Consider the following 21,900-nt stretch of genomic DNA (forward strand, 5'->3'; position numbering starts at 1 on the left):
TGGAATTTGATGAACTAGGCCAAACGAAGAATCGGGAGAATGTATGTTGATCTATTTTAAAGATTATTTGCTAAATTTATTTTTTATCTTTTCTCCATTCGTGCTTTACCCCTATATCTACAAAACCAAAAAAAGGCCTTTGCTGTACCGCTTCTTGATCTACACCCTATTTGCCTGCGCACTGATCGTGACCATGTCTTTCCCTACTCATCTGGATGGGCTGCTATTTGATTTTCGTTCGATACCTTTAACCTTGGGGTCGTTTTATGGCGGGAACGCGGTGTCGGCCTTCTTATATATCACACTGATGGGATATCGCCTGATTATGGGTTACCCCAACAACTTTGTCTATGCGATCTCGCTGGCGCCAAGCTTTCTGATTCTTTTGTACTACATCAAAAAGTACCCTACTTATAAGCTCCATCAGAAGGTGTGGAGTGCTGTATGGCTGTGCAGTTTCATTAAGCTGACGACCTTTACGCTATATCTTGCTTTGACTGATCATTTAGAGCTGCTGTGGATTGAGCCGATAACGAAGCTGGAAACGTATCTGCTGCAGGGGCTTATTGCCGGCTTGTGCGTGTACTTAATCGAGTTTTTGAACAACTATTTTTATATGCAGGAAGAAGTCGTTAATAGTGAAAAGGTGAAAATTGTAAGCGATATGGCGGCTTCCGTAGCTCACGAAATACGGAACCCGTTAACCACCGTGAGGGGATTTATTCAACTGCTGGGCTCGGCAAGCCTGGACCAAGAGAAGAAGCAGTACTATCAAAAGCTGTGTCTGGAGGAATTGGACCGGGCCCAAGTCATCATTACCGATTATTTGTCCTTGGCTAAGCCTGACCCGGAAGTAATTGAAAAGATCAATGTCAATGAGGAAGTGCGTTATTTATCGAACGTACTTCTTACTTATGCCAACTACTACAACATTCAGATTGACGGAAACGTGGACCAGGACGAAGCTCTCTACATATTGGGGGACAAGTATAAATTCAGACAGGCGTTTATCAATATCGGGAAAAATGCAATCGAAGCCATGGCGAATGGAGGACTCTTGGCATTTACGGTAAAAAGCCAGGAGAATCACGTCTCCATAATCGTCAGTGATTCCGGAGTAGGGATGACGGAGGAGCAGGTGCGCCGGCTGGGAACACCGTACTTTTCGACGAAGGAGAAGGGAACGGGGCTCGGGACGATGGTTTCCTTCGGGATTATTAGAAAGATGAACGGAAAAATCGAATTGAGAAGCGAGCTGGGGAAGGGGACGGTATATACGGTCGTCTTTCCCCGGGTTTAGACCTCATTAAAGACAGAAACCCTGTGTCCACAGGGTTTCTGTCCAATCCGAACCGGTTAGGCGGTTTCTATAAGCTCGGTTAAATAAATGCTTGTTTTAATAACCGTTCCATTTTTATCGAGTTTTACGTAAATCCACTCGGTCTGCTTGTCCACGACCGTCCCTCTGCCTTCTCTTGTTAACACCTTGGTTTTGTTCAACAAAACTTGAAACGGATAATGTGCTGATTGACTTCTTAGGACTTTCTTCGGCATCATTATATCTTCCTTTTTTAATAATGTATACATCATTTGTATACACATAATTCTAGCATGTCCTTTAGAAAGATTCTGTTTCAAATATCACAGATTGCGAAATTCATGATAATAAAGTGGAGGGGATTTCAAGAGATCGGTATGGGTAGGGTATAAAACAATTTCTTGATACGTTGTGACAAGGTTTCTACATCTTTCGCTATTTTCCACCCGTTTACAATTGTTGGGACATGCTTCACAATGAAATGGAGTACAAACCAATACGGGAGGGATTCCGTTGTCCAAAAAAATTCTTATCATCACCGGCGATGCCGTAGAAGCGCTTGAAGTGTATTATCCGTATTATCGCGTGGTGGAGGCTGGCTATGAAGCCGTCATCGCCTCTCCGACGAAGAAGACGCTGCGTACCGTTGTGCATGATTTTGAAGGCTGGGATACGTATACGGAGAAGCCGGGCTATCAGCTTGATTCCCACATCTCCTTCTCGGAAGTGGACCCATCCCAGTTTGACGGCTTAATTATTCCTGGCGGAAGAGCGCCCGAATATATTCGTCTGGACGAGCATGTACCTCGCATTCTGACTCATTTCCTGGAGACGAATAAGCCTGTCGGAGCGATATGCCATGCGGCATTGGTGTTCGGGGCGTTAAAGGACAAATCTGTATTCGAAGGACGCACAATGACGGCCTATACAGCATGCCGCTTCGATGTGGAGCAGCTGGGAGCGACCTATGCTTCCGAGACGCTGCATGTGGACAGGAATCTGGTCTCTGGTCACGCATGGCCTGATTTGCCGGGATTTATGCGGGAGTTTTTGAAGCTGCTGTCTTAAACGATGATAAACCATGCGCCGGTAAACCGGGATATGCCTCGAATACCGGCGTTTTCCATGTTCATCGTTTTCCCTCCTTATAGCAATCCTGCCGCCAAACTTATAACAGCTGTGCTTATCAGCCACTCCATCATGGAAACCTGCGCCCGCCAACGATAGCGGGTCCGGCTGGTTCTTTCCATTTCTCCCTGACGTTCTTTCATCTGCCATTCAAGCTCGAATACATTCATCATGTTTTCTTCACTCCTTTTGTTAATGATTATAGCTGGATAAAGATGAATAAAAAGTGTAGAATGTCGATTGTATTCTTCATCTTTTATTTCAGGAGGATGTTCTATGCTGGAGTACTACTACCTGACTCTTCGAAAGCATCTCCCGAGTGCGCAGGATAAGGAAGAAATCGAGATCACGCTGCCCCAATTGACAGAATGGCTGCATTGCTCGAGCCGGAATGTGAATTTAATATTGAAAAAAATGGAAGAGCATAACTGGATACAGTGGCTTCCGGGGAGAGGGAGAGGGCATCGGTCGAGAATCGTATTCCGGATGACCTGTGAGTCGCTAGTTCTGCAGATGGCACAGGATCATGTAAGAAAAGGCGATTTGCAGAAGGCTTTCGCTTGTATTGACGAGCACGGCTACTTGCCGACACTGAGAGATCAGTTCGTATTCTGGCTGGACAGCCACTTCGGTTATCGTCCGGAGGGGAATGATGAGGATAGGACGGATACGCTTCGCATTCCTTATAATAAACCGATTCAATGTCTGGATCCGCCGTTTATCACCTTCGTTGTAGAATCGCATATGGCCAAACAAATTTTTGATAACCTGGTTCGTTATAACCGGCAGACGAAAACCATTGAGCCGCATCTGGCGCATTATTGGACCCGCAATGAGACGGGAACGGATTGGATGTTCTACCTGCGCAAAGGCGTGCTGTTCCACCATGGAAGGGAAATGACGGCGCATGACGTGAAATTCACATTGGACCGAATCCGCTGTGAAGAGATTGACAGTCCTTATCGTTGGATGTTTGAGTGCGTTGACAAGATTGAAGTGTGTGCCCGATATGCCGTCAGAATCCGTTTGTCGCGGCCAAATGCGCTGTTCCTGCACTGCCTAAGCTTTGATAGGGCTTCCGTCGTTCCGGAAGATTTGGTCCTCTCCCTGGGGGATGCATTTCAACGCACACCTGTCGGTACGGGTCCGTTCCAGGTGGTGCAGCATGATAACAATATGCTGGTGTGTGAAGCCTTCGCGCGTTATTTTGATAAAAGAGCCCATCTCGACCGGATTGAAATATGGTACACGCCGGAAGTGGAGTGCAAGGCGAACTGGATAGAACGGACAATGTATCGCATCCGCACCCAGTCCGGAGAGGAATCGCAAGAGCAGAAGACCAATGTGGAGATAAGATCCGATGGCTGCAGTAAAATGCTGACCTTTAATCTGAAGCTGAAGGGACCCCAGCAGCAACTCAGCTTCCGCCAAGCCGTTATGCATGGAATAGACCGCAGCAGGAGTGAGCTGTTACCCTCACCTGAAGACGCTTATTTGGCGGACTGGTTTGTTCCTCGGGAGCATGTATCTCGGCAGGATACGCTGTACAACCCGGAGCTTGCAAAGCGGCTTCTCCAGGAAAGCGGTTATCAAGGGGAAATGATCCGTCTGGCCGTCTCAAAGGCGAACCTTGGTGAGGCGGAGGCAATTCAAAGGATGCTGGGAACAATGGGCATCCGCGTGGAGCTGAACATCTTCGGCGATAATTACCGACAGCGAATAGAGGCCGTAGAGAAAAGTCATTTATGCTTCTATGTCATTATTCTCGATGACGATTTAGTCCTCTCCATACTGGAGCTGTTTCTTGCCGAAAACAGCTTTGTCCGAAGACATCTTAGCGATGAGCTGTTCGGAGAGCTGAAGCAGATCATCCATCAGCTATACAGCCATGAATCGGAGTGCGGGTCCGAGGGGCATATGGAGTGGATTAACCAGCTGGAGCAATTGGTGAAAAAAAACGCCGCCGTTTATTTCATGTACCATTGGCGGCAAAGAACTTATTATCATCCCTCTTTAAGAGGCGTAGCTTTGAATGCACTTGGCTGGGTATCGTTTCGCGATGTATGGTTTGAACCGGTAGCCGGGAAATAATGGGCAGGGACGAGCTTGCTGCGCTGCTGGTAATGAGCGCAAAGGGCAAGGGATCTTGATGGACTTATGGGAGTCCATGGGGGTCCTTTTTTTGTTCCTGTTCAAAACGTTGATTCAACTCATCCTCATCGGAAAGAATTGCTCAAAGTTTGCTATTGGTGGATAAAAACGAAGTAGAATGAACTAATGGTCAATAAATTGCCTTTTAAATCGGGCAAAAAATCGAATTATAACGCACTATTGTTTTTGAATAGTGTGTATGATATCGTAATCTCATTGGAATTATTCCACTTCATTCCACATTCGGCTTTACATATTAGGACAGGGGGAACTGCCAATGGCAAGAGTGATGTCTTTTGGGCAAGGGGATGCAAGTATGAAGCATTTATTAGGCGGTAAAGGAGCTAATCTGGCCGAGATGACGCGGGTCGGATTGCCAGTGCCTCCAGGCTTTACAATCACGACCGATGTTTGCCGGGCTTATTATGCAGCCGGCCTCAGACTTCCGGAAGGTCTGTTTGAGGAAGTGCTTTCGGCTATGAAGGAGCTGGAGGATGCCAAGGGAGAGCGCTTCGGTGATCCATCGCGGCCGCTGCTAGTATCCGTCCGTTCGGGCTCCGTCACCTCCATGCCGGGGATGATGGACACCATTTTGAATCTCGGCTTGAACGACGATACGGTGGAAGGACTTGCCCGCTCTACCGGTGATGCGCGATTCGCCTATGATTGCTATCGACGGCTGATTCAGATGTTCGGTAATGTGGTATTCGACATGGAAGGCTATCATTTCGATTTTCTTCTGGAGCGCATGAAGCAGCAGCAAGGCTTCGAACAAGATCACCAAGTGACGGCTGATGGCTGGAAAGCGCTGATCGATGAATATAAATCCGTTATGGTGAAGCATGCGGGACGCTCCTTTCCCCAGCAAGTGAAGGAGCAGCTCCAGTTGGCTGTAGAAGCGGTATTTCGTTCGTGGAACAATCAGCGCGCGCAAATCTACCGCCGTCTTCACCAAATTCCCGATGAGCAGGGAACAGCGGTCAATGTGCAATCCATGGTATTTGGCAATAGGGGAACGGACTGCGGTACAGGGGTTGTATTTACACGCAATCCTTCTACAGGCGGGCATGAGCTGTATGGGGAGTTCCTGATGAATGCCCAGGGAGAGGACGTTGTGGCTGGAGTCCGGACACCGATGCCGATCAGCAAGCTGGAGGAGGAGCTGCCGCAGGCTTACGAACAGCTTGTATCGGCGGCAAGGAAGCTGGAGCAGCATTACCGTGACATGCAGGACATTGAATTTACGGTAGAAAAAGGCAAGCTGTTTTTCCTGCAAACCCGGAACGGCAAACGAACCGCCCAGGCGGCCGTAAAGCTCGCGGTCGGGTTTGTGAAGGAAGGCACCATTTCCAAAGAAGAAGCCCTGCAACGGATCGAACCGTTCCATCTGGATCAATTGCTGCACCGCGCTATTGATTCCTCATCGCCCATGGAGGTGCTGGCTTCAGGCCTTCCGGCATCCCCCGGAGCGGCTGCAGGGCAAGCCGTCTTCGACGCCGATACGGCGGAAGCCTGGTCGCGCGCCGGGAAGAGAGTGATCCTCGTGCGTTCGGAGACGACGCCCGAGGATATCCACGGCGTGCTCGCTGCCGAGGGCGTGCTTACGAGCCGCGGCGGGATGACCAGTCACGCGGCGGTCGTAGCCCGCGGGATGGGCAAGCCGTGCGTATGCGGCTGCGAGCCCATCCGGCTGCGCGATCGCGCCTTCGATGTTGCCGCCGCCGACAAGGTGACGGCGACGATAGCCGAAGGCGAGTGGATCTCGATTGACGGCGCCACAGGGCGCGTCATTCGCGGGGTGGTGCAGCTGCGCGAGCCGGAGCTGACCGCGAAGCTTGAAGAGCTGCTGGTGTGGGCGGATGAGATCCGTCGCCTGCGGGTCTACACGAACGCGGACACGCCGGAGGATGCCGGCAAGGCTCGCGGCTTCGGTGCGGAGGGCATCGGCCTATGCCGCACGGAGCATATGTTCATGTCGCCGGAGCGGATACCTGTGGTCCGCGGCATGATCCTGGCTGAGCAGCCGGAGGAACGGGCTGCCGCCCTTCGTGAGCTGCTGCCTATGCAGCAAAGCGATTTCGAAGGCATTTTCCGCGCGATGGACGGATTGCCGGTCACGATTCGCCTGCTGGATCCGCCGCTGCACGAATTTTTACCTAATTTGGAGGAGCTCGCCATCCGGCATTCTCTATTATCACAGCAGCCAACCGGTGATGGTGAGGAGCTGAAGCGGGTGGAACGAATGCTGAGGAAGGTCAGGAGCCTGCATGAAATGAACCCGATGCTGGGAACCCGCGGCTGCCGGCTGGGGCTCCTTTATCCCGAAATCTACGAGATGCAGGCCGAAGCGATTTTTCGTGCAGCCATCCAGTGTCTGGACGATAACGTCGATGTTCAGCCTGACATTATGATTCCGCTGGTAGGGCATGACAGTGAGCTGAAAATCATGCGCGAGCTGGTGGATCGCAAGGCGGCCGAGGTACTGGGCACCAGATGGAGCGCGATAAAGTATAGAGTAGGCACGATGATCGAGGTGCCGCGGGCGGCCATTACTGCCGGGTCGATTGCCAGGCATGCAGACTTCTTCTCCTTCGGTACGAACGATCTGACCCAGATGACGCTTGGATACAGCAGGGACGATGCGGAAGGCAAGTTCCTTACGCATTATGTGGAAAGCAAGCTTTTGCCTAACAACCCGTTCCAGGTACTCGATCAGGAAGGCGTCGGAACGCTGATCCGCTGGGCTGTTACCCAGGGCAAATCCGTTAAATCACAGATGAAAACCGGCATTTGCGGCGAGCATGGGGGCGACAAGGAATCGATCTTCTTCTGCCATGCGGAGGGGCTTGATTACGTCAGCTGTTCTCCATATCGGGTACCGCTTGCCCGTATTGCGGCCGCGCAGGCGGCTATTGCCTTGGGGAACCCTTCGGATAGAACCTCCTCACAGCTTGATCAAACCGCATCATAACCTTTTTAAGAGATCGTCATTATAATAAAGGGGTAAATGGGTAATAATGGATAATCCACTTAGTAACGATGACGGCGGGATGAGGTGCAGCCAGTTGGAAAAAACATTTTTAATGGTCAAACCCGATGGGGTACAGCGCGGCTTGATCGGTGCAATTGTTCAACGCTTTGAGGACAAAGGGTTCCAGCTAATTGGAGCCAAGCTGATGCATATAAGCAAGGAGCAGGCTCAGGTTCATTATGAGGAGCATGCCAGTAAGCCTTTTTATGGAGAGCTGGTAGACTTCATTACATCAGGCCCTGTGTTCGCTATGGTGTGGCAGGGAGAGCAGATCGTTGCTCTGTCCAGAGCCATGATGGGTAAGACTAGACCGATGGAGGCGGCCCCTGGAACCATCCGTGGAGATTATGCGGTCCGCACGGAAAGCAATGTTATTCATGGCTCCGATTCGCCGGAAAGCGCGGAGCGGGAAATCGCCGTGTTCTTTAAGCCTGAAGAGCTGCTGAGCTATGAGCACGCAATTCAGCATTGGATCTAATCTCACAAGGACATGGATGCAGTGTCTTGGTTCCAAGCTCACTTTCCGATGTGGTCATCGGGAGTGGGCTTTTTTTTATATTACCGTGATGTCCGATAATCGTTTGATGTTTCAATCAAAATTGGTTACATTGATAAGGGAGGGCTGCCATAAAATCAGTAAGAGCTGTACGTTTTCCGCATGGTTTGCCCCATTGTCCGATGAACCGATAAGGAGAGAGAATAAGCAATGAGAGACCCTAGATTAAAAGTGCTGGCAAGCAACTTAATTCGATATTCCGTGAACCTTCAGCCGGGTGAAAATATTTTGATTGAGATGATAGGAATCAAGGATCAGGAATTGACCAAATGCTTGATTGAGGAAGTCCATGCTGTCGGCGGGCATCCGTTTATAGAGCTTCGCGACCCGGCGGTTACTCGCAGCCTGATGCTTCACGGCACAAAGGCGCAGTTTGAAACGCTGAAGGAGCTGGAGCTGAACCGAATGAAGCAGATGCAGGCTTACATTGGCGTCCGCAGCGGAGACAATATTACGGAAACCTCCGACGTGCCGGATGCGCAAATGAAGCTGTACGTGACGGAATACCAGCGCCCGGTAACGGATCAGCGCGTGAATCATACCAAATGGACAGTCATGCGCTACCCTAATCCGTCTATGGCTCAGCTGGCGAACACGAGCACCGAGGCGTTCGAGGATTTTTATTTTGAGGTATGTAATTTGGATTACAGCAAAATGGGGAAAGCGATGGAGTCTCTGGTGAGTCTGATGAACCGGACGGACAAAGTAAGACTGGTTGCTCAAGGGACGGACCTGACCTTCTCTATCAAGGACATACCGGCTATTCCCTGCGCAGGCAAAAACAATATTCCGGACGGCGAGGTGTTCACTGCGCCTGTGAAAGATTCTGTGAACGGCACGTTGTCTTACAACACCCCGACGATTTATCAGGGAACCTCCTTCGAAAATGTGGTGCTTCGCTTCGAGAACGGTAAAATCGTGGAAGCGACAAGCAACAATACGAAGAAGCTGAACGAAATTTTGGATACCGATGAAGGGGCAAGGTACATAGGCGAATTCGCCATTGGAGTCAATCCGTACATTAAGCATCCGATGAAGGATATTTTGTTCGATGAAAAAATCGACGGAAGCATTCACTTCACGCCGGGGAACGCTTACGAGGAGGCGGATAACGGCAACCGCTCCTCCGTTCATTGGGACATGGTGCTGATCCAGCGGCCGGAATTCGGCGGCGGGGACATTTATTTCGACGACGTGCTGATCCGCAAGGACGGCAAATTCGTTATTCCGGAGCTGGAAGCTTTAAATCCGGAGCATCTTATTTAATCTACTCCATAAGAGGACGCAGCCCCACGCAGCTGCGTCCTTTGATTTTTGAGAAACTTGTTTTTAAGAAATAGGCTAAAAGGGAAGTGGGGTATGACTCGGAGGAGTTTACGTCCGCCTTTGAAACCCGTGAAAATACAAAAAAATAGAATCGAAATTTCATGGGTTTCAACAGCGGCTGGAGGGGCATACCCCACTGTAACCTCTTGGCAATATTTCAAGCTCACTTGTTTCTCAAAAATCATATCCCAAGGGCTGGTCCTCTTACTTCCCCGCCCACTTGCGGTACTGCAAAGGCGACATGCCGCAGGCCGATTTGAAGATCCGCCCGAAATGCGTGCTGCTGTCAAAGCCGACCTGCTCGGTAATGTCCGTAACGGACAGCCTGGTCGATTTGAGCAGCTTCTGGGCTTCCTGAACGCGCAGGCTGTTAACGTATTCGATGACGCCGAATCCGGTTACTTCTTTATAGATGCGGCACAAATAATAAGGGCTGATGTGAAAATGGCCGGACAACGCCTTCAATGACATCGGCTCCCGGAAATGCTCATTGATATATTTCACGATATCAGATACCTTACGATGAAGCGTGGTCGGATGCTCCGAGGTTCTGGCTTTGCTGTCCGAATGCTGGATATGCCGGTAGATCAACAGCAGCAGCTCGCTTAACAAGAGCCGGACGTAGCCTTCCGTGCCGTAATCGGTTTGTCTTCGCTCCCTCAGCAATTTTTCCATGATGGATTCGATCATAATGAGCTCTCTTGCATCGGGGTGTAGAACCGGCCCCTCTCCGAACACGTCGAACAAATCCTCCAGAACCGAACGGTACATCGGCTCCATAAAATAGGATTTGAAATTGATCAAGATCCGCTCATGATGGGGGGAATTGGCTACCATCGTTTTATGGAGCACATTGGGCTGAATAAGGACCAGATCCCCCTTTTTCACATGATAAGACCGGTCTTTGATGAAATAATACCGTTCGCCCGCCCGCATATAATAGATTTCGTATGAATCATGGGAATGGTTCTGATGCATGTTGAACGTATCCGTACGAATGGAATGATCCAGATGAAAGCCGTCCTTCTCGGCTACGAAGGAAAACGGCTTGGGCGCCGGCTTCGGCGTGTTCGGAAGTAAGGGATGTTTCATAGAAAAGGCCTCCCTGCCGCGATGTTTTGGAGATTGTGCAATATAAGTTGAAAAATATTTAATGTAAGCAATTTTTGTGCTGTTTTCGAATATTTATTGCGCTATACTCACAATAACACAGACAAGGGAGGAAATATAGATGTCAAGTCGTAAACGTTATGCACTCGTGGGAACCGGAGGTAGAGCAGGATTTTTCTACACATCCATTGCCCGCGATTTTAAAGAAACATCAGAGCTCGTTGCTTTCTGCGACATCAACCAGACCCGGATGAATGTTGCCAACCAAAAATTGGAGCCGTTCGGCGTAGGTCCGATTCCTACTTATAAATCGCAAGATTTCGACCGCATGATCGAAGAGACCAAACCGGATATTGTCATCGTTACCACGGTTGACCGGACGCACCATACTTATATTATCCGCGCCATGGAGCTCGGCTGTGATGTGATTACTGAAAAGCCGATGACAGTGGATGAAGTGAAATGCCAGGAGATCCTGGATGCGGTGAAAAGAACCGGCCGTAACCTGCGTGTAACATTTAATTATCGTTATTCTCCGCACAACACAAAAATCCGTGAGCTCATTATGGACGGCACGATCGGTGATGTTCACTCCGTACACTTTGAATGGCTGCTTAATACGAAGCATGGCGCCGATTATTTCCGTCGTTGGCACCGTGATAAACGCAACAGCGGCGGCTTGCTCGTTCACAAATCGACGCATCACTTCGATCTGGTTAACTTCTGGCTGGGCACACAGCCTAAGACTGTCTTTGCGTTGGGCGACCTCATGTTCTACGGACGTGAAAATGCCGAGAAACGCGGCGTAACCGAGTTTTATTCCCGTGCACACGGCAGCAAATACGCCAAGAACGATCCGTTCGCGCTGCACCTGGAGCAAAATGAGAATTTGAAAGCCATGTACCTGGATGCCGAGAAGGAAGACGGCTACTACCGCGATCAAAGCGTGTTTGGAGACGGAATCAACATTGAGGATACTATGGGCGTTATGGTGAAATACCGCAACAACGCGATTCTGACTTATTCCTTGTATGCTTATGCTCCATGGGAAGGCTTCCGCGTGTGCTTCAACGGCAGCAAAGGCCGTATCGAAATGAACGTGGTTGAAGCATCGTATGTCAATTCCGGCGGCGAGCAGGCGTTGGAAGGTGCGGTTAAAGGGAAGAAAATTACGGTATTCCCGATGTTTGACGCTCCTTACGAAGTGAAAGTGGAAGAAACGAAAGGCGGACATGGCGGCGGAGACCCTGTGCTGTTGAACGACTTGTTCGGTGAAAAAGCACCAGACCGTTTCAACCGTGCGGCTTCGCACGTAGATGGCGCGATGTCCATCCTGACCGGTATTGCCGGCAATCATTCCATCAAAACCGGACTTCCGGTTCAAGTAGCTAACTTGGTTCAGTTCTAATTGTTTCCTTTTTCAAAAGAGTGCGGGGATCTGCTTGAATAAGCGGCCCTGCGCTTTTTTTGTGAAAATAAATCGTATATACTTTGTATATCTATGAAATTTATTCTAGTAAGGAGAATGCGAGAATGGGTCAAGGCTTTTTAGCAATTTTCATGATCATTGCCGGCATTGTTCATTTTGTAAGTGTTGGTGATGCGGGTATTGTAACAGCTGTGCCTGAAGAGACCAAGGCCGTTGAGCAAAACGCTGTACCTAACGAAACTAAAGCAGATGAACAGGAAAATCACAAGACATACGATAAAGCTCCGGAAATGTCCATCGATGTGAACAAAACCTATGAGGCTGTCATCCATACGAGCAAAGGCGATTTTACGATGGAGCTGTTTCCGAAAACGGCGCCTTTGACGGTCAATAACTTCGTATTTTTGGCGAGAGACGGCTTTTATGAGGATGTTGAGTTTCACCGTGTTATTGAATCGTTCATGATTCAAACAGGTGACCCTACGGGCACTGGAACGGGCGGTCCAGGCTACAAGTTTGCCGACGAGCTGAACACTCCGTACAAGTACGAGCCAGGCATCGTTGCTATGGCCAACGCAGGCCCTAACACGAACGGCAGCCAGTTCTTTATTTGTACGGGAGAAGACAGCAAAAGCTTGAATCGGTACCCGAACTATACGATTTTCGGAAAAATTACGGATGGGATGGAGACCGTGCGGACCATAGCTGGAACTCCTGTGGAGGCATCGGGCTATGGCGAAAGAAGCCATCCTATTAAGTCCGTCAAGATTCAAAAGGTGGACATTATCGAGCGGGATGCCGAGTAAAATAACAGGTAGAGCTGGTGAAGGATATGGAACAGTACTCAACGTTAATTGGCGTCATTTTGGAGAAGCTGGAGCAGACGTATAAGGACTTGAAATTTAATTATAACGGGATGGACAGTGTCTTGAACCAGCATTCCGAGGAAGAGCGTTCAAATACACCGGAGCTTCTTACTCTTGCTGAGCTTCGCGATGTATACGGTGAATTGATACAGCGCTTGGAGGAACGAATGCCCGGTATTAAAGATTAAGAAAGGAAACACGACCTAACAGCTCGTCAGGCTGTTGAGGAACCTAGGGTTGCGTGAACTATGTTACATATGGAGGTGGGGTATGCCTCGGAGGAGTTTACGTCCGCCTTTGAAACCCGTGAAAATACCGCTAAATATAATGACATTTCACGGGTTTCAATAGCGGCTGGAGGGGCATATCCCATCGGAGTATATTGGTAATAGTTCAAGCTTTATAGGTTTTTCAGCAGACTCACGACCTCAACAGGTCGTTTTTCTTTGCCACACTAGGAAAAGAGGACATCATCATGAATCGGATAGTGGAAACACTCCTTGTCACATTTATCGGGGGACTGCTGTTTACACTGCTTCACGTCCCGCTAAGCTGGATGCTTGGCCCGCTGACAGCTGTTCTTCTGTGGACGGCATTCACCCGCCGCAGGATGACGTGGCCTGCCGGACTCCGAAATGCGGGCCTGGCGGTGCTAGGGTACGGCATGGGACTTACCTTCACGTTAGAGAGTGCCAAACAAATTTCGTCGCAGCTGCCTACGATGCTGATGGCAACCGCATTAACCATTGCTTTTAGCCTGGCCGCTGCCTATATTACGTCGAGGCATACCGGGATCAGTATGGCAAGCAGCGCGATCGGCAGTATCCCGGGAGGCTTGTCGCAAATGGTTGTGTTAAGCGAAGAGATTGATGGGGCAGAGACGACGGTCGTAGCGTTTATGCAGACGATACGGCTGTTGACGGTGATTTTTACCGTTCCATTTCTCGCAGTACACGGACTGGCTGACGGAATTCAATCAGACGCTGCGTCAGGATTGAGCAGGCAAGGGGGCGGGAACAGCGGTATTATCGACTCGCTCCTGCATTGGATGCAAGATGCCGCTGCAAGACCGATGTGGTTTGTTCTCGTTGTCGCCGTCGTGGCTGCTTCGGCTTGGCTTGCTCTTAAGCTGAAATTTCCGACCCCTTTTTTTCTGGGGCCAATTATAGCAGCAGGGATCCTAACCGTAACAGGGTATGATCTGCCTCATTTGCCGTCCTTATTCACGCTGTTGGCGCAATGGAGCCTTGGCATTTATATGGGCCTCGGGATCAAATTAAGCAGCCTGTCCAATTGGAGGAAGCTGCTTCCATACTCAATAGCAGGCAGCATAGCGGTTGTAGCATTTTCGCTAGGCCTATCGTATGCGCTAAGCCTTGTTCACCCGATATCCGTGATAACCGGGTTTCTCAGTACTTCGCCAGGCGGGATGACCGAGATGGGGGTCACGGCCTCCCTGATCGGGGCTGATGTATCCATGGTCGTTGCTTATCAAATGTTCCGCATTTTGTTTATATTATTCATCGTGCCTTATGCCCTTCGTTGGGGCTTCCGCCGTTTCAACGGCTCCAAATCAGCAGAAGGCCGCGGTTAGCGCTGCTGCTTGCGGTATTCGTGCGGAGTAAGCTTCGTCAGCTTTTTAAACATGCGGCCAAAGTGAGCGATGTTCTCGAATCCGACGCTGTCGGCAATATCTATGATTTTGCGGTTCGATTCCCTAAGCAGCTTTTGCGCCTCCCGTATTCGTGTCATATTGACATATTCGATGAAGGTGAAGCCTGTAATCTCTTTGAAGGCCCGGCTCATATAATAGGGGCTCATATAGAACAGCTCCGAGATACCGGATAGGGTCATGGGCTCCTGATAATGGGCGTTAATGTGCTGGACGATTTCGGATATTTTTTTGTGCAGCGGGCTCGCATGCTCGAAGGGTACGGCTTCGTGACGCTCCGCATAACGGCTGGAGAACAGCAGCAGTTCTACCAGCAGAAGCTTGATGTAGGTTTCATAGCCGGTCTGCTTCTCCTTAAGCTCCTTGGTGAGCTTGTTCATAATTGTCTGTACAAAGATTTGATCCTGCAGATTGAGACTCAGCACATGAGCCGACTGCTGATAGACGCCCAATAACGACGGATGGTAGAAAGGATGGTCCGTACCGATAAAATCGTCGCTGAAATTGATAACAATTCTTTCATGCCCGGGCTGTCCGACATCCGACGTTTTATGGACATCATGCTTGTTGATAAACACGAGGTCACCCGGAGAAATCAAATAAGAGCGGTCTTTAATAAAGTAGGTCCGCTGCCCGGATAACAAGTAATAGATTTCGTAGGTACCGTGAAAATGGTTGGTCCGCTCGAAAGGTTCCGTACGCTTGATATGCTGAATATAGAAATCGCCTTCTTCCGCACCATAGGTGAAGGATACCGTTTCGCTCATAGGGTTCACATCACTTCCATGCTAGGTTTATCCCGCTAACGGGAATTTGATTTAATATAGATTTAATGGGCTCCAAGCAAAGATGCTGAAGCAGCTTCGAAGCCAAGACCCCAATTTGCGGGGACAGTCTCACCCACATTGCAGGGGATTTTTTTCATTGTAGCAGAGAATGATACTTTTTCATAGCAAGATGCGCATAGGTTTATCTAAATTAGACAAAATAGGCGAAGAAAGTGGTATGATTTTGCGCTATGATCGAATTATCTTATTATTCAAGGAGGCTTTATTCATGAGCAAGTTTCAGGCGATCGCCCAAGCAGTAAAAGAGGGTAACGTGAACCAAATCGACGCTAATGGCATCAAAGTGTATCCGCATTCATTGTCTGAGTCCGGAAACGTGAAGCTGGTTATGGTGAAGGATGGTCAGACCAAATTGATTTTGGCTGTCGGCGAGGGTCCATTGTTCGACGAGCTTCAAGGAACTGTAGAAGGCGGTATTAAAGCCTGCCCGTTAACACATGAAAACCGTCTGGTTATTAATAAATATTTTGATTATACCGTGCCTCGCGCATTCGGTACGCAAGTGGCGACGATCGGTCTTGGCGACCGTCTTGGCATCGCTTCTCCTGGTCATATCAAAACCGTACGCGGCAGAAATGTTCGCCCTATCTTGGCGCAGCAAAGTATCCGTGAGCTGAACCTGACGGGCCGCGATTATAAGCAAGTTGTTGATGCTGCTTGCTTCGCTGCATTCCAGGAAGGCTACAAAGACGGCTTCGGCGCCGACGGCGACCACTTGAAGGTAGAGGCCGACATTGAATTGGCGCTTGGCCTTGGCTTCACTATGCTGACTCTGGACTGCTCCGAGTACATCGATAACTCTATCGAAGGTTCCTCCGCGGCAGATCAAGCAGCTAAATACAATGCTTTGTCCGAAGAAATCCGCAAGCATTACGAGTCCCGCTACCTGAACCAAACCTTCGAAGTAGCTGGAACTTCCATCACGTTTGACAAAGAAACATTGATCAAAAACGTGCTCATCTACGGACCTGCTATCGACTTCATGGAGCATATTTTCAACAAATATATCAAAACAGCTGCCCGCGAAATCGACTTCGAAATCTCGATCGACGAAACGGCAACTCCTACGGCTCCCGAGTCTCACTTCCTGGTAGCCAAAGAATTGTATGCCCGCGGCTTGACGATCTACAGCATGGCGCCTCGTTTCATCGGTGAGTTCCAAAAAGGGATCGACTACATCGGCGACATCGCGCAATTCGAGAAAGAATTGATCATCCATGCAGGTATTGCTGACGATTTTGGGTACAAGCTCAGTATCCACTCCGGCAGTGACAAGTTCAGCGTATTCCCGATTATCGGAAAATACACCAAAGGTCGTTTCCATGTGAAAACAGCGGGAACCAACTGGCTGGAGGCTGTTAGAACGGTAGCGAAAGTTAACCCAGGCTTGTACCGCAGAATGCATCAATATGCCTTGGAGCACTTTGAAGAAGCGACAGCTTATTACCATGTAACGACCGATCTGAGCAAAATCGTTCCATTGGACCAAGTGGCTGACGCGGATCTGGCCGATACGTACATGAACGAGAACAATGCCCGTCAAGTGATCCATATCACTTATGGTATTCTGCTTCAAGCGAAGGATGCGGAAGGCAAATCGTTGTTTAAAGACGAGTTCTACAGCACGTTGAGCGACCAAGAGGAAGCATTCGAGCAATCGCTGATTTCTCATATCGGCAAGCATTTGGATCTGTTGGGCAAGTAATATATCATCCGGGCCGAAAGGTGCTTACAGCACGTTTCGGCTTGGTCATAATTAACAATCATGGGAGAAGGGATGATTCCTGTATGAAGCAATTTCTCGACGAGAACTTTTTGTTGTCTAACGAAACGGCAGTACGTTTATATCATGATTTCGCTAAGGATATGCCGATTATCGACTACCACTGCCATTTGAGCCCGCAAGAAATTTACGAGAACAAAACATTCAAAAACATTACGGAAGCTTGGCTGTACGGAGACCATTACAAATGGAGAGCAATGAGATCCAATGGAGTGGAAGAGAAATTCGTTACCGGCGGCGAAGGCGCTTCCGATTATGACCGTTTCCTTGCATGGGCCAAAACCGTTCCGCAAACGATCGGCAACCCGCTTTATCACTGGTCCCACTTGGAGCTGCAGCGCTATTTTGGCATTTATGATCTGCTTAACGAGAAGAATGCCCCTGCCATTTGGGAAAAAGTAAACGCTCAACTGACCGGCGAAGGCTTCGGCGCTAGAGATTTCATCAAGAAATCGAACGTCAAAGTCGTATGTACGACAGACGATCCTACGGATTCCTTGGAATACCACATTAAAATCAAAGACATCAAAGATTTCGACGTCTTGGTGCTTCCTTCATTCCGTCCGGATAAAGGACTTGAAATCAACCGCGCAACCTTCCTGCCATGGGTAGAGAAGCTGGGGCAAGTTGCCGGTCAAGCAATCGACAACTACGATCAATTGCTGGCGGCGCTGGAATCAAGAATTCGTTTCTTCCATTCAGTCGGCGGCCGCGTGTCTGACCATGCGTTGGATTATGTTGCTTACGCTGAAACAACGAAAGAGCAGGCGGCTGCGATTTTTGCCAAAGCTTTGAAGGGCGAAGCGGTAAGCCTTGAGGAAGAAAAGCAGTACAAAACGTATACTCTTGTCTTTATGGGCAAGCTGTACGCGGAATTGGGCTGGGCTATGCAGTTCCATATTAACGCTGCACGCAACAACAACAGCCGTATGTTCGGCAATCTCGGTCCGGATACCGGTTACGACTCCATCAACGACAGCTCTCTTGCATATCCTCTTGCCAAGCTGCTTGACGCATTGGATACCGAAGATGCATTGCCTAAGACGATTCTGTACTCCTTGAACCCTAAAGACCATTACGTGCTGGGCACGATTATGGGCAGCTTCCAGGGTGGAGGCGTTCCAGGCAAAATTCAGTTGGGCTCCGCTTGGTGGTTCCTTGATACTAAGGACGGCATGATCGAGCAAATGAAAGCTCTATCGAACCTGGGCTTGTTCAGCCGCTTTGTTGGTATGCTGACGGATTCCAGAAGCTTCCTGTCCTACACAAGACATGAGTACTTCAGAAGAATCGTATGTAATTTGATCGGCGAATGGGTCGAGAACGGAGAGGCTCCTAACGACCTTGAGCTGCTCGGCACCATCGTTCAAAATATTTGTTATAACAACGCCAAAGAGTATTTCAATTTCTCCTAAGCGGCAGGCGAATCTCGACAAGTCCGGTATATCCACGCGATATGCCGGGCTTTTTTTGCATTGCGGAGCTTATTCATTGGATAAAAGGAAGGATATGGTTAGACGGCATGGAATACGTATGATGGAGAGGCACAGGAAGCGACTAAACGATGGAGGACCTCGATACATGGACAGCCGCAATGCAACGACGCATCCGGATGAATTAGAAGAACAACGATTATCCTATAGAAAGCTGCTGGCCTTCTTCATTCCGCTGGGTGCCTCGGCCAGTCTGGTCATGATCTCCCATATCATTATTAACGGAACCTTGGCCAGAGCCGATCATCCGGAGCTTATGATTGCCAGCTACAGCATAGCCATGAGCCTGATGGACGTCATTGAAAGGCCTGCGGTTTTGCTGAGACAGACTTGTTCCGCTTTGGTGCGTGACCGGGTATCGTTTCGAGCAATGTCGCATATCGCGATGTATCTATTGCTGTGCAGCTTCGTGATCGGTTTGGCCATCAGTTATACTCCGCTTGGAGATTGGGTCTTTCTGCATGGTTTCGGGGCAAGCAGCGAACAGCTTCCCGAAATTATGAGCGTATTCAAGCTGCTCATTTTCGTCATTCTATTTTCCGGTATCCGGTGCTTGTACCATGGCATCATTATATACAACCTGCGGACCAAATGGCTCACGATCGGGATGGCTATCCGGTTGGCAGGCATGTTCCTTGCGGCGGCTTATTTTATAGCCTTCGATAGGGTGACGAGCGGAGCCGTAGGTGCGCTTATTTTTCTCATCGGGATGGCGATAGAATGTATCATCAGCGTTATCGAAGGCCGGTCTCTGCTGAAGCATTCGATTCCGGAAAAGCTCGAGGGACATCCGATCACAAGCAAGCGGCCTATATTCCGGTTTTATCGGCCCTTAATGTATTCCTCCTTCCTGGCGGTGATCATTGATCCGTCTATCAATGCGTTTCTTGGCCAGACGTGGAATATGGAGCTCGCTATTGCTTCCTTTGCCATCGCGTTGAATCTGGCGCATTTGATGCAGAGCTTCTTTTCGTATATGCATCAGATCGTTCTGAACTTTTACCATGTGAGCGCCAGGCAGGTATTCCGCTTCGCCCTGCTGATGAGTCTGCTGCCCGCTGGGCTGTTATCCATGCTTGCGTATACGTCAATCGGCCCCTGGTTCATGGAGCATGGACTGGGGCTGCAGGCGGGAAGCCCGTTAATGAACGAAAGCTTGAGAGCTCTCCGTTTTTTTATGATTATGAATCTGGTATTTCCGTGGCTGGACTACTGTCATGGCATCGTGATGCTTAGGGGGCAGACCCGAATCATGGTATGGTCGCAGGCGTTTAACGTTATCGTGACGCTGGTCACCCTATACGTTCTAGTTAAGCTTGTTCCGGGCTGGAGCGGATCTATCGGGGCTTTGGCGCAATCGCTTGGACTAACCGGAGAAATTTTGATTGTGCTATGTATTTTACGAATGACGAACCGTACCCGGCTCGGACCTGCTTTCGCCCGTTCATTGTAGACGGGGGAGGAAAGCTATATAATAAGCTGTGACTCGTTAAAGCAAACTGGGGAGGTAATCGGGATGAAAGTGGAAGTTTGGTCGGACATCATGTGTCCGTTCTGTTATATCGGTAAAAGACGGTTTGAAGCCGGGCTGGAGCAGTTTGCCCATAAAGAGGAAGTGGAGATCGTCTATCGCAGCTTCGAGCTTGATCCGAGCTCGCCAAGGCATTCCAGCCAGAATGTCCATGAGATGCTGGCTTCCAAATATGGAATGAGCGTGGAACAGGCCAAGGGAATGAATGCGGATGTAGGAAAACAAGCCAAGGCAGTGGGTCTCAACTTTGCATTCGACACCATGATCTTGACGAATACGTTTGACGCCCATCGTTTAATCCAATTCGCCGCGGAGCAAGGCAAAGGTAAAGAAGCGGCAGAGCTGCTATTTAAAGCATACTTCACCGATTCGCTTCATGTAGGCGAGCATGAGACATTAATTGAAATTGCGGGTCAGGCCGGACTTTCCCGGGAAGAAGCGGCAGCCATGCTGGCTGGCAACCAATATTCCGACGAAGTGCGGGCGGATGAAGAGGAGGCTCGCCGATTGGGAGTGAACGGGGTGCCGTTCTACGTCATTAACCGCAAATATGGCGTATCGGGCGCTCAGCCGAGCGAGACGTTCCTCCAAGTACTGCAGCAGGTATGGGAAGAAGAGCAGCCGCTTCAAATGATTCAAGGTGAATCTGGCCAGGCTTGCAGCGATGGGGTGTGCAGCCCCGGCGATCCGGATCCGGATCAGGATCGTAAATAAGTGTCCATAAACGGCAAAACCGTCCTTGATAAGGACGGTTTTTGTCGTAAAGAGCCTGTTTGAGCTTAGGCGAGCTGCTGCTTTCTGGCTTTTCTGCCGTATTTGGCGTGGAAAAATTTGGTGAACAGCTCTTTCACCATCTCGATTTCCTCAGCGCTCAGCTTCATCACTTCCACATATTTGCGGGTCTTTTCATCCTTGATGAACTGATTCCAGGTTAACGTCTGCTCTTTTTCCAACGCATTATCCAACGATAGCGTGATCCATTTTTTAATGCCCCCGGTACATAGCTTAAATTGATTAGGGACAAAATAATCGGTAGAAGCAACCACCTCAGGCTTCAATTGAAGCAGCTGGGCCGTATTTAACGCATCATCCAATGCCGAGTGATGCTGCCCGATTGGTTCGAGATGATGGTCTGCCAGCGCTTGCTGCAGGCCGCCTTCGAAATAGGCGGTCACATCCAGCAGGTTGACGAGCCATTCATCACTCAGCTGATTCACCTTGCAATCCAGGAACAGGTGGAAAAAGTCGCCTCCGCCCCAAGCCAGCATCGTATACTCCTCGCCGCAGAATTTCCGGAAGGCTTGTACCACTTCGGCAAAGCGTTTGCTCCGGTGCAGCGTTTCTTTGGAAATCCCGCAAAATTGCAGGGCAAATCTATTAATATAGAAATTAGGATTAATATAGCTTTGAAATGTATCGATGACCTCCAGCCGCTCATTCAGCTTGACGGCTCCAATCTCGATGATTTCCATGGGATAAATATCGTAATGCTTTCTTCCGTTAAATTCGAGGTCTATCACGATATAATTCATTCTTTCACCCCCTGGTACAAGCATACCACGTTTAGGGCCTATTTTTGTAATGTTTTTCGTTACCAGAGTTGACGAAAAAAGTCGATAAACAGCCGAATTTGTAAACCTTTCGCACTTTAACGCTTT

General features: G+C 49.3%; 19 protein-coding genes. 14 read left to right on the forward strand and 5 right to left on the reverse strand.

Features of this window, described 5'->3' with window-relative positions; translation table 11 throughout:
• The first annotated feature begins 43 nt into the window (after positions 1–43).
• Complete coding sequence (locus tag B1728_RS10345; protein ID WP_079910102.1) at positions 44–1,300, forward strand: ATP-binding protein; 1,257 nt, start codon at positions 44–46, stop codon at positions 1,298–1,300.
• A gap of 56 nt (positions 1,301–1,356) precedes the next feature.
• Here B1728_RS10345 and B1728_RS10350 read toward each other — a convergent pair whose 3' ends face one another.
• Positions 1,357–1,557 carry a hypothetical protein gene (locus B1728_RS10350; RefSeq protein ID WP_144027821.1) on the reverse strand — a complete coding sequence of 67 codons (201 nt, stop codon included), beginning with the start codon at positions 1,555–1,557 and terminating at the stop codon, positions 1,357–1,359.
• Between the two features lie 274 nt (positions 1,558–1,831).
• Here B1728_RS10350 and B1728_RS10355 point away from each other — a divergent pair, with 274 nt between their 5' ends.
• A complete protein-coding gene (locus B1728_RS10355; RefSeq protein ID WP_079910104.1) occupies positions 1,832–2,386 on the forward strand; it encodes a DJ-1/PfpI family protein in 555 nt (184 codons plus the stop codon).
• A 77-nt stretch (positions 2,387–2,463) separates the two neighbouring features.
• On the opposite strand, the gene B1728_RS36255 is transcribed toward B1728_RS10355, so the two are convergent.
• On the reverse strand, positions 2,464–2,619 hold the full coding sequence (locus tag B1728_RS36255) for a hypothetical protein (RefSeq protein WP_179135968.1): 156 nt from the start codon (positions 2,617–2,619) through the stop codon (positions 2,464–2,466).
• A gap of 103 nt (positions 2,620–2,722) precedes the next feature.
• Here B1728_RS36255 and B1728_RS10360 point away from each other — a divergent pair, with 103 nt between their 5' ends.
• From B1728_RS10360 to B1728_RS10375, 4 genes are all read left to right on the forward strand, one after another.
• On the forward strand, positions 2,723–4,537 hold the full coding sequence (locus B1728_RS10360; RefSeq protein WP_079910105.1) for an ABC transporter substrate-binding protein: 1,815 nt from the start codon (positions 2,723–2,725) through the stop codon (positions 4,535–4,537).
• A 337-nt stretch (positions 4,538–4,874) separates the two neighbouring features.
• A complete protein-coding gene (gene ppdK, locus B1728_RS10365; RefSeq protein WP_079910106.1) occupies positions 4,875–7,568 on the forward strand; it encodes a pyruvate, phosphate dikinase in 2,694 nt (897 codons plus the stop codon).
• 94 nt (positions 7,569–7,662) lie between these two features.
• Positions 7,663–8,106, forward strand: a complete 444-nt coding sequence (ndk, locus tag B1728_RS10370; protein WP_079910107.1) for a nucleoside-diphosphate kinase — start codon at positions 7,663–7,665, stop codon at positions 8,104–8,106.
• Between the two features lie 228 nt (positions 8,107–8,334).
• Positions 8,335–9,450, forward strand: a complete 1,116-nt coding sequence (locus tag B1728_RS10375; protein WP_079910108.1) for an aminopeptidase — start codon at positions 8,335–8,337, stop codon at positions 9,448–9,450.
• Positions 9,451–9,714: 264 nt separating this feature from the next.
• Here B1728_RS10375 and B1728_RS10385 read toward each other — a convergent pair whose 3' ends face one another.
• Positions 9,715–10,602, reverse strand: a complete 888-nt coding sequence (locus B1728_RS10385) for an AraC family transcriptional regulator (protein WP_079910110.1) — start codon at positions 10,600–10,602, stop codon at positions 9,715–9,717.
• A 139-nt stretch (positions 10,603–10,741) separates the two neighbouring features.
• Here B1728_RS10385 and B1728_RS10390 point away from each other — a divergent pair, with 139 nt between their 5' ends.
• The 4 genes from B1728_RS10390 (at position 10,742) to B1728_RS10405 (ending at position 14,509) form a co-directional block, all read left to right on the forward strand.
• Positions 10,742–12,028: a Gfo/Idh/MocA family oxidoreductase gene (locus tag B1728_RS10390; RefSeq protein WP_079910111.1), complete on the forward strand. Its 1,287-nt coding sequence runs from the start codon at positions 10,742–10,744 to the stop codon at positions 12,026–12,028.
• Between the two features lie 125 nt (positions 12,029–12,153).
• On the forward strand, positions 12,154–12,855 hold the full coding sequence (locus B1728_RS10395) for a peptidylprolyl isomerase (protein ID WP_079910112.1): 702 nt from the start codon (positions 12,154–12,156) through the stop codon (positions 12,853–12,855).
• A 26-nt stretch (positions 12,856–12,881) separates the two neighbouring features.
• Positions 12,882–13,103, forward strand: a complete 222-nt coding sequence (locus B1728_RS10400; RefSeq protein ID WP_079910179.1) for a hypothetical protein — start codon at positions 12,882–12,884, stop codon at positions 13,101–13,103.
• Between the two features lie 287 nt (positions 13,104–13,390).
• Complete coding sequence (locus tag B1728_RS10405) at positions 13,391–14,509, forward strand: AbrB family transcriptional regulator (RefSeq protein WP_079910113.1); 1,119 nt, start codon at positions 13,391–13,393, stop codon at positions 14,507–14,509.
• Here the strand turns inward: B1728_RS10405 and B1728_RS10410 are convergent.
• On the reverse strand, positions 14,506–15,354 hold the full coding sequence (locus B1728_RS10410) for a helix-turn-helix domain-containing protein (RefSeq protein WP_079910114.1): 849 nt from the start codon (positions 15,352–15,354) through the stop codon (positions 14,506–14,508). The genes B1728_RS10405 and B1728_RS10410 overlap by 4 nt on opposite strands.
• Positions 15,355–15,643: 289 nt before the next feature.
• Here B1728_RS10410 and B1728_RS10415 point away from each other — a divergent pair, with 289 nt between their 5' ends.
• From B1728_RS10415 to B1728_RS10430, 4 genes are all read left to right on the forward strand, one after another.
• Positions 15,644–17,140 carry a tagaturonate epimerase family protein gene (locus B1728_RS10415; protein ID WP_079910115.1) on the forward strand — a complete coding sequence of 499 codons (1,497 nt, stop codon included), beginning with the start codon at positions 15,644–15,646 and terminating at the stop codon, positions 17,138–17,140.
• Positions 17,141–17,223: 83 nt separating this feature from the next.
• On the forward strand, positions 17,224–18,633 hold the full coding sequence (uxaC, locus tag B1728_RS10420) for a glucuronate isomerase (RefSeq protein WP_079910116.1): 1,410 nt from the start codon (positions 17,224–17,226) through the stop codon (positions 18,631–18,633).
• Positions 18,634–18,799: 166 nt separating this feature from the next.
• On the forward strand, positions 18,800–20,164 hold the full coding sequence (locus B1728_RS10425) for a multi antimicrobial extrusion protein MatE (RefSeq protein WP_079910117.1): 1,365 nt from the start codon (positions 18,800–18,802) through the stop codon (positions 20,162–20,164).
• Positions 20,165–20,227: 63 nt separating this feature from the next.
• Positions 20,228–20,956, forward strand: a complete 729-nt coding sequence (locus B1728_RS10430) for a DsbA family oxidoreductase (RefSeq protein WP_079910118.1) — start codon at positions 20,228–20,230, stop codon at positions 20,954–20,956.
• Positions 20,957–21,021: 65 nt separating this feature from the next.
• Here the strand turns inward: B1728_RS10430 and B1728_RS10435 are convergent, their stop codons facing one another.
• Positions 21,022–21,774 (reverse strand): 3'-5' exonuclease, encoded by a 753-nt coding sequence (locus B1728_RS10435; RefSeq protein WP_179135969.1) that lies wholly within the window; start codon positions 21,772–21,774, stop codon positions 21,022–21,024.
• Positions 21,775–21,900 lie beyond the last annotated feature (126 nt).

Source organism: Paenibacillus sp. 32352, from assembly GCF_002042965.1.
Taxonomy (GTDB): Bacteria; Bacillota; Bacilli; order Paenibacillales; family NBRC-103111; genus Paenibacillus_S; species Paenibacillus_S vulneris.

What these genes read in the sequence shown, in the direction of transcription:
- B1728_RS10385 (WP_079910110.1), bottom strand. Translation starts at nt 10,602, where the DNA reads ATGAAACATCCCTTACTTCCGAACACGCCGAAGCCGGCGCCCAAGCCG.
- B1728_RS10410 (WP_079910114.1), bottom strand. Translation starts at nt 15,354, where the DNA reads ATGAGCGAAACGGTATCCTTCACCTATGGTGCGGAAGAAGGCGATTTC.
- B1728_RS10405 (WP_079910113.1), top strand. Translation starts at nt 13,391, where the DNA reads ATGAATCGGATAGTGGAAACACTCCTTGTCACATTTATCGGGGGACTG.
- B1728_RS10435 (WP_179135969.1), bottom strand. Translation starts at nt 21,774, where the DNA reads ATGAATTATATCGTGATAGACCTCGAATTTAACGGAAGAAAGCATTAC.
- B1728_RS10400 (WP_079910179.1), top strand. Translation starts at nt 12,882, where the DNA reads ATGGAACAGTACTCAACGTTAATTGGCGTCATTTTGGAGAAGCTGGAG.
- B1728_RS10375 (WP_079910108.1), top strand. Translation starts at nt 8,335, where the DNA reads ATGAGAGACCCTAGATTAAAAGTGCTGGCAAGCAACTTAATTCGATAT.
- B1728_RS10430 (WP_079910118.1), top strand. Translation starts at nt 20,228, where the DNA reads ATGAAAGTGGAAGTTTGGTCGGACATCATGTGTCCGTTCTGTTATATC.
- B1728_RS10390 (WP_079910111.1), top strand. Translation starts at nt 10,742, where the DNA reads ATGTCAAGTCGTAAACGTTATGCACTCGTGGGAACCGGAGGTAGAGCA.
- B1728_RS10360 (WP_079910105.1), top strand. Translation starts at nt 2,723, where the DNA reads ATGCTGGAGTACTACTACCTGACTCTTCGAAAGCATCTCCCGAGTGCG.
- B1728_RS36255 (WP_179135968.1), bottom strand. Translation starts at nt 2,619, where the DNA reads ATGATGAATGTATTCGAGCTTGAATGGCAGATGAAAGAACGTCAGGGA.
- B1728_RS10415 (WP_079910115.1), top strand. Translation starts at nt 15,644, where the DNA reads ATGAGCAAGTTTCAGGCGATCGCCCAAGCAGTAAAAGAGGGTAACGTG.
- B1728_RS10345 (WP_079910102.1), top strand. Translation starts at nt 44, where the DNA reads ATGTTGATCTATTTTAAAGATTATTTGCTAAATTTATTTTTTATCTTT.
- B1728_RS10395 (WP_079910112.1), top strand. Translation starts at nt 12,154, where the DNA reads ATGGGTCAAGGCTTTTTAGCAATTTTCATGATCATTGCCGGCATTGTT.
- B1728_RS10425 (WP_079910117.1), top strand. Translation starts at nt 18,800, where the DNA reads ATGGACAGCCGCAATGCAACGACGCATCCGGATGAATTAGAAGAACAA.
- uxaC (WP_079910116.1), top strand. Translation starts at nt 17,224, where the DNA reads ATGAAGCAATTTCTCGACGAGAACTTTTTGTTGTCTAACGAAACGGCA.
- B1728_RS10350 (WP_144027821.1), bottom strand. Translation starts at nt 1,557, where the DNA reads ATGATGCCGAAGAAAGTCCTAAGAAGTCAATCAGCACATTATCCGTTT.
- ppdK (WP_079910106.1), top strand. Translation starts at nt 4,875, where the DNA reads ATGGCAAGAGTGATGTCTTTTGGGCAAGGGGATGCAAGTATGAAGCAT.